The following is an 11,839-nucleotide window of genomic DNA, read 5'->3' as shown; positions in this document are numbered from 1 at the left end:
AGATGGTTCGGACAGTGCGGGAATCCACCCGCGGCGCATGGAGGAGGCATCGGTGGCGGGCGAGTCCCCCGACAGGTCGAAGCAGCAGAAGTCGTCGGGCACGGCTCGGAGCGAGAGCGATCCGAGGCTCGCCGTCTCCCGTGAAGAGTCCGCCGGGGGCGAGGAAGGCGGCGCCACGGACAGCGCGACGGCCGTCTTCCGTACGGAGCCGTCCGGCAACGGCGACGGGGGCGGTGACGGCGTGGGCGAGGGCGCCAACGTTCAGGGCGCCGGGAACGGCAAGGCGGACACGGCGACGGCCGTCTTCCGTACGTCGGCGTCGGCGTCGGCGTCGGCGTCGGCGGGGGCCGAGGGCTCCGGGGGCTCCGACGGTTCCGACGAGCCTGCTGGGCGCGTTGCCGGGGGCCCGAAGGGGGCGCGGGACTCGGAGGGCCCGAAGGGCTCTGAGGGGGCGTCCGGTGCCGATGCCGAGGGTTCGGCGGGTTCCGGCGGTGCTGCTGACGCCGACGCGGTGAAGGCCGAGCCGGGTGACGCGCGGCTGGGTGAGGCGGTCGCGGCGCGGGCGGCCAAGGACGACGCTTCGAACAGCGACGGCGACCGGCCCGTCGCGGCCGAGGCCGACAACGGTTCGGAGGAGGCCGGCAAGGGCACGGACGCCGCGAACGCCGCGGAAGAACCGGACGAGGCGGAAGAACCGGACGAGGAGCCGGAGGCCGGGACCGGGACCGAGTCCCGGACCAAGCCCGAATCCGGGCAGAAGCCCGACTTCGAGGCTGCCGACGAGGCCGGCGGGGCCGAAGGGGAGGTCAAGGGCCCCAAGAACGCCCAGGGCCCCAAGGACGCCAAGGACGACGAAAGCGACGCCGGTGAGGCAGCCAAGGGCGCCAAGGAGGCCGAGGCCGACAAGCGGGGCGTCGATCAGCCGACCGCCGTCTTCAGGACGCCCGCCGCCAAGGTCGACCAGCCGACGACCGCGCTGAAGATCACCCCGCCCGCGCCGACCCCGAAGCCGGTCTCGGAACCGAAGCCCGAGTCCGACGCCGAGCGGACGAGCAAGTTCGTACCCCTGCGACAGGACGACGTACGACCGGCGCAGAAGCCGGCAGCCGCCCCCGCCGCGACGCCCGGCGCGAGCCCCGCCGCCCCCTCGCTCGCCACCGCCGAGCGGACGACGCAGCAGCCGACGCCGCCCAAGCCGCCGCTCGACCTGTTGGCCGAGCTGACGAACACGCCCCCGCCGCCGGACACCCCGGTCCGCGTCGCTGTCCGCAGGGTCAAGATCTGGACGCCGCTGGTTCTGCTCCTGCTGATCGTCTTTGCGATCGTGCAGATGGTCCGCCCGCTTCCGGCCCCCGAACTGGGGCTGTCGGTGGACCCCGCCTACACCTTCAAGGGCGAGCCGCTGGACCTCGACTGGCCGTCGCAGGGGCAGTCCGCGGTGAGCGTGGACGGCGTCGGCTCGATGGGCAGTTCGGGTGCGCAGAAGCCCGCGCCCATCGCCAGTGTCGCCAAGGTCATGACGGCGTACGTGGTCCTCAAGGACCACCCCCTCACCGGCAAGGAAGAGGGCGAGAAGATCACCGTCGACCAGCAGGCGGAGGACGAGTCCAAGCGTGAGGACGAGTCGACGGCGCCGATCACGAAGGGCCAGCAGTTCACCCAGAAGCAGCTGCTCCAGTTGCTGATGATTCCCTCCGGCAACAACGCGGCGCGGCTGCTCGCCCGCTGGGACGCTCCGTCCGAGAAGGAGTTCGTGGCGAAGATGAACGCCGCGGCCAAGGAGCTCGGCATGACGAACACGACGTACACCGACCCGAGCGGCCTGGACAAGGCCACCGTCTCCACCGCTGAGGACCAGATCAAGCTGGCCCGGGCGGTCATGCAGAACGACGTGTTCCGGGAGATCGTCGACACCCCGCAGATAAAGATCCCGGGCATCGACCAGCTGATCTACAACAACAACACCATCCTGCTGGAGCCGGGTGTGAGCGGCATCAAGACCGGCTCGTCCACTCCGGCGGGCGGCAACCTGCTCTGGTCCGCGAACACCGTCGTCGACGGCAAGAAGCTCTGGATCTACGGCGCCGTCATGGGACAGCAGGCGGGCACCGGCCAGCCTTACGACAGCCTCGCCATGTCGCTGGAGAACAGCCGCAAGGTGATCAAGGGCGCGCAGAAGGCCGTCACGTCGGCTCAGGTCGTGAAGAAGGGGGACGTCGTCGGATATGTGGACGATGGACTCGGCGGCCGTACCCCGGTGGTCGCGACCCGCGACTTGAAGGCGAAGGGCTGGACGGGTCTCGAGGTCGAGCTCTCCGTCTCGGACAACGGCAAGACGATCCCGCACAGCGCGCCGGCGGGCACCGTGGTGGGTGAGGTGACCGTGGGCACCGGACCGGGCAAGGTCAGCGCCCCGGTGGCCCTCCAGGAGGAACTGAAGTCCCCGGGCTTCGACCAGAAGCTGACCCGGCTCGGCTGACCCGCTGCATCGGCGTCGAACGGACGGCGGCTCTGGGGATTTCCCCTCGGAGCCGCCGTCCGTTCATCCGTGAGGTCAGTCGCGGTGTTCCCAGTTGCTGGGTGCAGGTGGCCTCATCGATGCCGCCGCCCCACATCGCACACGTGCCGCTCGCGGCGACCCGGCCGGGGCCGGCGTACATCGATGACCTGGAGCATCGGCTTCATGCCGGCGTCTCCCGCTTCCCCGGCGCTCACAGCGCCGGGTCGGAGCCCCTTCTCGCCGGGGAAGCACGCTGGGCCGGGACCTTGCTGCGGCGAGGCGACAGAACTCGGTGCCAGGCCGGACCATCGCGCCGTTGAAAGTGAGCCGGCCGACGAACGCGGCGCGGATCCAGGGCACTTCCACGGCATGGTCACATCCGCAGCGCTCCGGCTCACGGCTCCGCCCATGAGCCGCCGGTCACAGCACTGGCCGTATCGCCCTGTGCGTCTGGGGGCGCGGTCGGCGGGCCGGGGCTCCGGTGGGGCATGTGGGTGGAGTGGTGCGTCGTTCCCGCTCCGAGCGATGAGTGTTCATGCTCCGAGCGGTGAGGAAGGGCGCGAGCCTGTGCGCCGCACGCGATTCGAGTCGGGTCCCCGTGAGCCGCGTCCCCGACGGGATCGTCCACGTACGCCCCGTACGAGGACGACCCTCCGCCTTGCGATGCACCGCACCGGACGCCGAGGGCCCCGCCCTTCGGGTGGACGACGCCACTTTCGAAACACGCCCTAGTAGTACTTCGTTAGGTTGGTTTGATCTTGGTGGTTGCGGTGGTGCATGCTGCGGCCTGTGGATCTTGGTGAGGTGGAGCGGCTCCGCGAACACCTTGGCGCGTTCGTGGCCGAGGTGTTCGTGTCTCTGGCGCGCAAGGACCAACGCCGGCAGGGGAATTGCTATCTGCGCGGGCTGATGCTGGACGGGCGGCGCAAGTCGATCCAGCCGATGGCCGAGCGGCTGCCGGACGGGAACATGCAGGCGTTGCAGCAGTTCGTCAGCCAGTCGCCGTGGGACCACACCCCGGTGCTGCGGCAGATCGCCGGGAAGATGACCTCCGCCCTCGCGCCGGAGGCGTGGGTGATAGACGACACCTCGTTCCCGAAAGCCGGGGATCAGTCGGTGGCCGCTTCGCGGCAGTACTGCGGCGCGCTGGGCAAGCGCTCGCTCTGCCAGGTCGGTGTGAGCGTCCACGCCGTCACCGACAAGGCTTCCAGCCCGTTGTCCTGGCGGCTGTTCGTGCCGCCGGACTGGGATGACCGCGACGATGTGCGTCGGCGACGCACCGGCCTGCCGCCGGAGGTCGGGCACATCGAGAAGTGGCGGCTGGCCATCGACGCTCTCGAAGAGTTGATCTCCTGGGGGCTCGCCCCGCAGGTCGTGGTCGCCGACGCGGGCTACGGCCAGTCGGCGGCCTTCCGTCATGCCCTGCGCTCGCGGGATCTGGACTACATCGTGGCGGTGCGCGGGGACGAGACCGCACACCGCCACGACTCGCAGCCCGAGGCGCCCGCCTACGGTGGCGCCGGCCGCAGGACACTGCCCCGCTACCGCACGGATTCCGTCGCCCTGCACGAGCTCGCCGCCGCGGGCGGCCGCCGGGCGTTTCGGCAGGTCACCTGGCGCCAGGGCAGCCGCGGAGCGATGCGCTCAAGGTTCCGTGTCCTGCAGGTACGGCCCGCAGGGAAGATCCCCCGGGCGCTCGCCGCCGCCGACGCGGGCGGAAGCGCCTCCTGGGACGGCGTCCTGCCGGCCGAGACCCTCCTGGTCGAATGGCCGCCGGACGCGAACGCACCCACCGAGTACTGGCTGACCAGCCTGCCGCCCGAGACCGCGGTCCGCCAACTCGTACGCCTGGCCAAGATCCGCTGGCGCATCGAACACGACTACCGCGAGATGAAGCACGGCCTGGGCCTGGACCACTTCGAAGGCCGCACCTGGCGAGGCTGGCACCACCACGTCACCCTGGTCACCGCTGCCCACGCCTTCCTCACCCTCCGGCGCCTCGACCCAAAAGTCGAGACGCCGGCCTGACCTTCTACCGAGTCCTCGACGCCGTCCAGGACCTGATACGGGCCTGGACCGGCGAATGCCCCACCTGCCACCGCGAGTTACCCACCACACGCCAACCAAGGCGCACCGGACCACTTCAGACCTAACGAAGTACTACTAGCAGGCGGGCGCCGTGCTCTTTGACGGGCCCCCGTACGTGGAGCTGATCCGGACCTGGCCCGCCTTCCTCACCGTCAGCCGGGTGAACTCGCCGTCGGCCGCCAGGCATCCGTTGTCCGCCCACAGCCACGGCGAATACGCGATCCGCACGGTCACCGAGCCCGCCTCCGGCATGCGTACCACGAGGTTGGCGCCGTCGGAGCTGACCACGGATGCGGGCCGTTCCACCAGCGGCGTCGCGTCCTTCACCCGGTAGATCCGCCAGTTGACGTCCTCCCACACCCGCTCCAGGTAGTCGGGCTCGCTCGTCACCAGCGCGTGTTCCAGTTCCGCCGGGCCGTCCGGTTGCCCGTTGGCGACGACCACGAAGCCCACGGCCCACTGCGAGAGCCAGGCGCGGTAGGAGGCGGGGGAGAAGGTCCCCTTCGGCACGTCGGTTCCGCGGTGCCCGTCGTAGAACAGTCGCCCGCGCTCGACATCGGCCTGCCGGTTCCAGCCGCGTGCCAGGTTGACGTGGGGCGCGAGAACGGCCGCTTCCCGGTGGTCGCGCGCCGGGACCACTTCGACCCGGGTGTGTTCGCTGCCCAGCCTCCGGAGCTCGGCGACGACACCGTCGGTGTGGACGGCGTACTCGGGCACCTTGGTGTTGGTGATGACGTCGGCGACCGTCTTGCCGGTCAGCCAGGTCAGGGAGAGGACCAGAGCGACGACACAAATCACCCGCTGCCACCGGGGAGTGAACCACCTCGACGACGGTCCGGTGGCGGGCGCGTTCTCCTCGTTCCGGCGAACGCCGTCCAGCACGATGGCGAGCAGCGCGGCGGGAGCCGCCAACTCCGTGAGCCGTTCGACGTTCGTTCCGATCGGCGAGGCGATCAGATAGCAGAGCACCACGCCGAGCGCGTACACCGCGCTTGCGAACCGCAGCACCCGCCATGCGCGCGGTGCCATCAGCAGAACCACCAGGCAGAGGATCACCGGCGGCCAGATCCGGACGAACGCCATGGGTTGCTCGCCCTCGAACGGGAACAGCAGAGTGGTCAGCGCGACGACGGCCGTCGGCGGTACGAGGAGCGCGGCGGCCCTGCCCCACTCGCGCGACAGCAGGAAGGCCGCTCCGACCACGACGAGGAACAGTCCGGCGACCGGACTCCCCATGGTGGACAGCGTTGCGCAGACGACCGCCACCACGATGCGCCGTCGGCCGACGAGCGCCAGCACGGCCGCCAGCCCGAAGGCCACACCCAGCATGAAGGTCGATCGCCCCGACACCACCTGGCACCACAGCGAGAACCCCACCGCCAGCGAGGGCCAGAGGGGCTTTCGCACGCCGCTGCGCACCATCAGCGCCCCCGCCAGCCAGGACGACAGGAGCCCGGACAACAGCGTCACGGGCACCACGCCGAGAGCCGCCATCAGATAGGGCGAGATCACGCTGTAGTTCGCGGTGTGCAGACCGCCGTACCAGAAAAGGTTGTACGCGGAGCCGGGGTACATCCTCGCGAACTCCGCCCACGCCACCTGCGCCGCGAGGTCGCCGCCGCCGGTCGCGAAGACCGCCCACCACAGGACGTACAGGGGCAGTACGCAGATGGTGACCAGGGCCGGTACGCGGTGGTGCCCGAGCCACGAGCCGCGCGCCTCCGCGGGCTCGTGGGCGTGCAGGCGGGGGCGGTGCGAGGGCAGCTCGGCAGAGGCCACTGCGGCGTTCCGTTCTGGTCGGGGAGCGGTCCGGGCGTTCGGTAGAACGCTAACCGGCGGGGGCAGGCGGGCCGATGGGGCATGGCGCGCGTGCGACGGGCGGACGGGCGCCACGGTCGCGCGTCGCCTGCCTGCCCGTCCGCGTGCCCGCCCGTCCCCCGTCCGTCCGTGTGCCTGCCCGTCCCCTGTCCGTCCGCCCGACGGGCCGCTCAGCGTGACAGCGTCACAAAAAAGTTGAGCCAGAAACCGAGCTTCGACAGCACCGTGCTGGCCTCGGGCCGGTTGGGGCACGGTGTCGTCGCCTCTCCGGACCGTTCGCCGCAGCGCGCGCGTCCTGCCGACCACCTGGGGTCGGCACAGCCCGGAAGAGACGGCATAGAGTGGCGAAATGTCACTGCCTGCCGACCGGACTGCCCTGGATCTGCTCGATGCGCACCTGGAGGCGCTCTGGGACGGCGCGGACCTCCCGCTTCCGCAGGGGCTGGTCTGCCTTGCAGCGGAAGGAGGGGGTGAGCTCACCCACTGGGCCCTTGACCAGTTCCGGCGCATCCCCTGTGAGCCGAAGGACGCCTTTGCCCGCCAAGTCGGCGATCTGCTGGCGGAGTTGCGCTGCCGTCGCTGTCCCTGGAACGCGGCGGCGCTGCGGCTGCTCGACGACACGTACACCTTCGCGGCCACCGGCCCCCGGCGGCACGAGGACTGGGCGCACGACGTCCACGCCGTGCTGCACCGGTCGGTCCCTGATCCCCGAGGCTGGGTCCGACTGGACTGGGACCGCACCAACGTCGCCCGCCACACGGCGCCCGCGTACCCCTTCGACCCCCCGGACGCGTCAGAGTTCCCCGACCGTCTGTACCCCCTGGAGACGGAGGCGGCGGTCGCCGCGCTCGCCATCATGGCCGAGGAATGGCAGTCGGAGCCCGCCCCCGTTCGCTCCCGCCCGGACCGGGACGCCGTGCTGGCGGACGCCCGAACCCTCCTCGGCCGGTACGGGCCCACCGCGCGCTACTGGACCAACGCGACGGCCGCCGCCTGCGACCCGGCCCGGGACTTCCTCGCAGCAGGCCTCCGGGGCACGGAATCCCATGGCTTCCTCACCTCCGAGTACCTCAACGGCCTCGACTTCTTCGAGGACCTGGGTCTGATCGCGGTGACCGACGACGAGGTGGGCGTCTTCTGGTCGTTCGGGGCGTACTGACGACGTTCGGAGAAGGGCACCCGGCGATCGTCCACCACCGTCTTGACGACCCCGCGGCCGGGCACCACCGCAGTTGAGGCGGGCCGTGCCCTGGCCGACCGCCTTGGGGTGCCATTCCACTTCGCCTCCCCGGGCGTCCCCGACGACGAGGCTCGACGCCTCCGGGCAGCCCAGGGCCTGTCCGGAAGGGCGCGCTCGACAGGCGGATCGAGACGACGCTCGGGAGCGCGCCCGCCGGCGTCCGCCACCCCAGCCCGTCGGCCCGTTCCGGAGCCCCTTCCGATCTCCCGAGCGGCACGATCCCCATGCCTCCTTCTCCTATTTCTATCGTTTCTGAAACGCTCGTTTCATTTCCGAGCGTTTACACTCAAGCGGAGAGGGATCGGCAACGGTCACCCGGACGAGCCGCCGGAGCGATGGCGCGCGTGAGGGCGTGACGGCATCACGGGGTGAAGTCGTGACGGCGTGATGCGAGAGGGCGACAGGTGACGGGACGACGCGGTGGGACGGCCGAGAAGGGCGAGGAGGAACGGTGACGGATCCGGAGAACGGGAACGGCCCCGCGCGGCAGAGCGGGCCGGTGGTGGTGCGCCGGGGGATCCCGGAAGGCGTCGAGGCGCGTGTTGCCGAGCTGTACTGGGACGCCTTCGGCCGGAAGCTCGGCCCCGCCCTCGATCCGCCCGACACCGCACGGGAGTTCATCGCCCGGCACCTCCACCACGACCGGGGTGTCACCGCGCTCCTCGACGGCGAAGTCGTCGGCGTGGCCGGATACCGGCTCGGCGAGCGCGCGCTGACCGGTGGCGGTGCGCGGGACGTGCTCGCCACGTACGGAGCGGTGCGCGGGCTGCCGCGGCTTGCGCTCCTCGCCCTGTTCTCGCGCACCCCGGCGGCGCACGAACTCGTGATGGACGGCATCGCGGTGAACCTGGCGCACCGCGGCCACGGGATCGGCAGCCTGCTGCTGAAGGAGATCGTGGCCCTCGCCGCCGACCACGGCTGCCGACGTGTCAGGCTCGACGTCATCGACGTCAATCCGCGGGCCCGCGCCCTCTACGAACGGCACGGTTTCAGCGCGGCGCGCACCGAGCGCACGCCGTACCTGCGCGGCCTGATGGGTTTCTCGGCGGTCACGACTATGTACCGTCCGGTCACGGCTGCGGCGGAGAACGGGGAGCCGCGATGAACGCCGGAAGAAGCCGGGTGGACGTTCCGACCCGTCTGCTGGTGCACGCGCTCGTGCGCGAGGACGGCACGGTGGACGCCGGGGAGCTCTACGCCGTGGCCGGCATCCTTCAGATGACCGATCAGCAGGTGAGGCTGTGCGTCAAACGCCTCGTCGCCGAAGGGCGGTTCACCCACGAGGGCCGGGGCCGCAAGGCCGTGCTGAGGGCCACCAGGGACGCCGTCGGCTCCATCGCCCCGGACGCGGGCTTCGTGCGCCACGCCTACCGGCAGGACCGGGGGCTCGCCCCGTGGGACGGCGTCTGGCACCTGTTCGCCTTCGCCGTGCCCGAGGCCAGGCGGGCCGCTCGCGACGCCCTCCGCGACCGCCTGCTCCAACTCGGCGCCGCACCCGTCCAGGGCGGCCTCTACGTGAGCGCCAACCCCATCGAGGAGTTCGTCGAGGCGGAGGCCCGATCGCTGGACCTCCTGTCCGCGGTCACCTTCCTCACCAGCGGCGATCTGCGCGTGGGCGCGGTCGACCGGCCCGCGGACCTGGCGCCGTCGCTGTGGCCGCTGACGGAGATCGCTGAACGGTACGAACGTCTCGCGGCCCTCGCTGAATCCTGCCTCTCCGAGATCGGGCGCGAGGGCGAGATCGAGAGCGAGGTCGGGCGCGGGGGCGGGAGCGCGAGCGACAGCGATGGGGGAGGGGCCGGCGGCGAGCTGTCCGAAGCCGAACGGCTGACCATGGCCGTCGAGCTCGCGGCCGAGTTCACCCGGGCCTTGGAGCCGGACCCACTGCTACCGCCCGAACTGCTGCCCCACCCCTGGCCCGGCAGCCGGGCCAGGGCCCTCACCGCCACCTGCTGGAGCCGCCTCCTGGACGCAGGGCCCGAATCGGCCGCGTCCGCGCAACTGCCGCGACTGTTCCGCCTGTACGGGGACGTACTGGGCTGAATCGCGCAGGGTTCCGGCCCATGTCGCTGACGGATGTAACGGGCACCGAGGTCGAGAAGGCGATCGAGGAGTGCGACCGCCCCGGCCGTGATGTACGTGAGCCTGCCCCCAGGCGGTCCTGGCGATCGCCGAGGCCGCAGCCCGGCCCGTACCGCGCGCCCGTGCCACCGCCGAGAACACCGCTTCCGAAGCGGAGTCCGAGCCCCCACAGCACGGAGATGCCCGATCCGGAGTTCGTGTCGGATGACGCTGATCCCTAGGGAGATTCTCGGGAGAGCAACTTCCCGTCCATTCGCGCAAACGGCCCCGGACGAGGAGTCCGAGGCCGAATAGGGCTGCTCTTTGACGGAGAAATCCCAGGTCAGAGCGGTAATGCTTGTGCCCCCGGCAGGATTCGAACCTGCGACACCCGCTTTAGGAGAAAACGTAAAGCGATCATGTGCCTCAGCGAGGCTGAGTGAGTCTCGGTGGGGCTCCGATAGCGGGGGCATGACCTCGAAGAACAGGTTTCAGTGAGCGCCGGTGAGGTTCAGTGAGGGGGTGTTGTGGACTCCATGTGGACTCTCGTGGACTCCACCCCCTACACCGCCCGCAGCTTTCGAACAGCCGGCGTTGGCGGCGCCATCATTTCCAGCACCTGGGCTGCCACATCCTCAGGCGAGTGCTGGTAGATCCACGTCACCTTGGACCCGCGGTCATGCCCGAGGATCGTCTGTGCTTCCTTCTCCTGCACGCCCAGATCCTTCAGCCACGTCGCGAAGACATGCCGCAGATCGTGCACCCGAGGCCACCACTCGTCCCGATCCGTTTCGGGATTGGTGACCTGTCGAGCCAGGCCAGCGGCCTGAATCGCAGGGATCCAGGTACGTCGGAAGTTGTGCCGGGTCAGCACACCGCCCTGCGGACCACGGAAGATCAGCTCGTCCGCATGCAGATCTCTCCCATCACCGAAGGGGGAAATCGTGTCCTTCGGCCGCCACCGGTCCACCATCGTCAGCACGGCCGCGATCGCGTCCGGCGTCAACGGCACGGTGCGGAACCCGGCCGCCGACTTCGGCGCCGGCTTCCGGAACAAAGTGCCTTTGTCCTCACTGAGCACTTCCTTGACCTTGAGGTGCTTGGCCTCGAGGTCCACGTTTCCCCACCGCAGGCCGGTTGCCTCTCCCCACCGCAAGCCGGTCTGCTCCAGGAAGACGAGCAGCGGCCGGTAGTACATCGGCGTGTGCTTCCGGATCGCCGCGCATTGCTCTCTCGTCGGTGGGCGGAGTTCGTCAGCGTGCTTCTTCGGCGGCGCCTCGATCTCGATCTCAGCCGCCGGGTTGAACGGGATTCGCTTCCCGTCTTTCACTGCGCCGCGGAGCATCGCGTTGAGGAGCTCCAGCACCTTCTTGCGGGTGTGGTGTCCCTTCACCTCACGAGTGAGCCATCCCTGGAGCTCCATGTACTCGAGGTCGCACAGCCGCCAGTTCCCCCACTTCGGCTCGATGTGGTGCTGCCAGTTCGAGAACTTCCGGTTCGTGGTCGTGACTGCTCGAGGTGGTTGTGCCGGCCACCACATATCCCACCAAGCAGCGAGGGTGATCTCGCCGCGCTTCGGGTCGTTGTAGGTGCGGCGCCGGACGCGGGTGCGTACGTCGTCGAGGAAGTCGTCTGCTTCCTTCTTCTTCGGGAAGTTGCGAGCCTTTTGCTTGCCTGCCGGATCCCGGTAGCGAGCCTGCCAGCTGCCAAGGCAGTCTCGGCGGCGATTGCGGTCGCCGTGCTCGGCCGGAGGGTATGCCTCCACGCATTGTGCGCAACCACATGACTTGCTGCGTAGCTGTCGTGGGTTGTTCGTTGCTCTACGCGCCACGGCGCATCACCTCGCCCATTCTCCGCTGGTACGGGACGCGGGGCAGGAACGAAACTGGTGCCCCGCAGAAGCAGATTGCACCGACATCGGGCTGCTCTACAGCGAGTTCACGGAGAACAGCTCGTACGACAAGGGCGGTGCTTGCGGTGGGGAGCGCGGCTGGCAGCGTGATGGTGCGTGCGAGCGGGTCCCATGGATCGGATGGGCAGTGGGCGGAAAAGCGGACGCGGATGCACATAGAGCCCCCCGGGGCGCGCAGGCAAGCGGATACCTGCGGCCGATGGGGGAGGACATCGGCCGA

General features: G+C 70.1%; 7 protein-coding genes and 1 tRNA gene. 5 read left to right on the top strand and 3 right to left on the bottom strand.

Annotated elements, in window-relative coordinates; all coding sequences use genetic code 11:
• Window positions 1-37: 37 nt before the first annotated feature.
• Both ACGF2V_RS15100 and ACGF2V_RS15095 read left to right on the top strand, forming a co-directional pair.
• Entirely contained in the window at window positions 38-2,479 is a 2,442-nt protein-coding gene (locus tag ACGF2V_RS15100; protein ID WP_392912208.1) for a D-alanyl-D-alanine carboxypeptidase family protein, read from the top strand.
• 810 nt (window positions 2,480-3,289) lie between these two features.
• Complete coding sequence (locus ACGF2V_RS15095; protein WP_392912205.1) at window positions 3,290-4,528, top strand: IS701 family transposase; 1,239 nt, start codon at window positions 3,290-3,292, stop codon at window positions 4,526-4,528.
• A 135-nt stretch (window positions 4,529-4,663) separates the two neighbouring features.
• On the opposite strand, the gene ACGF2V_RS15090 is transcribed toward ACGF2V_RS15095, so the two are convergent.
• Window positions 4,664-6,367, bottom strand: coding sequence for a hypothetical protein (locus ACGF2V_RS15090; protein WP_392912202.1), 1,704 nt, complete (start codon window positions 6,365-6,367; stop codon window positions 4,664-4,666).
• A gap of 388 nt (window positions 6,368-6,755) precedes the next feature.
• Between ACGF2V_RS15090 and ACGF2V_RS15085 the strand changes: the two genes are divergently transcribed.
• The 3 genes from ACGF2V_RS15085 to ACGF2V_RS15075 all read left to right on the top strand — a co-directional run bounded on the left by ACGF2V_RS15085 (window position 6,756) and on the right by ACGF2V_RS15075 (window position 9,689).
• Window positions 6,756-7,565: a hypothetical protein gene (locus ACGF2V_RS15085; protein ID WP_362621612.1), complete on the top strand. Its 810-nt coding sequence runs from the start codon at window positions 6,756-6,758 to the stop codon at window positions 7,563-7,565.
• Window positions 7,566-8,097: 532 nt separating this feature from the next.
• Window positions 8,098-8,751, top strand: coding sequence for a GNAT family N-acetyltransferase (locus ACGF2V_RS15080; protein ID WP_362706032.1), 654 nt, complete (start codon window positions 8,098-8,100; stop codon window positions 8,749-8,751).
• Window positions 8,748-9,689: a PaaX family transcriptional regulator C-terminal domain-containing protein gene (locus tag ACGF2V_RS15075; protein ID WP_362706035.1), complete on the top strand. Its 942-nt coding sequence runs from the start codon at window positions 8,748-8,750 to the stop codon at window positions 9,687-9,689. The genes ACGF2V_RS15080 and ACGF2V_RS15075 overlap by 4 nt, the downstream gene beginning before the upstream one ends.
• Before the next feature lie 379 nt (window positions 9,690-10,068).
• Here the strand turns inward: ACGF2V_RS15075 and ACGF2V_RS15070 are convergent.
• Together ACGF2V_RS15070 and ACGF2V_RS15065 are read right to left on the bottom strand one after the other, a co-directional pair.
• Window positions 10,069-10,178 (bottom strand) — tRNA-OTHER (locus ACGF2V_RS15070).
• 91 nt (window positions 10,179-10,269) lie between these two features.
• On the bottom strand, window positions 10,270-11,472 hold the full coding sequence (locus ACGF2V_RS15065) for a site-specific integrase (RefSeq protein WP_362706037.1): 1,203 nt from the start codon (window positions 11,470-11,472) through the stop codon (window positions 10,270-10,272).
• Between the last annotated feature and the right edge of the window lie 367 nt (window positions 11,473-11,839).

Origin of the sequence: Streptomyces sp. NPDC047982 (assembly GCF_043204165.1) — a bacterium.
Lineage (GTDB): Bacteria > Actinomycetota > Actinomycetes > Streptomycetales > Streptomycetaceae > Streptomyces.
Note: the sequence above shows the minus strand (reverse complement) of the source record. Positions and strands in the feature narration are given on the sequence as shown.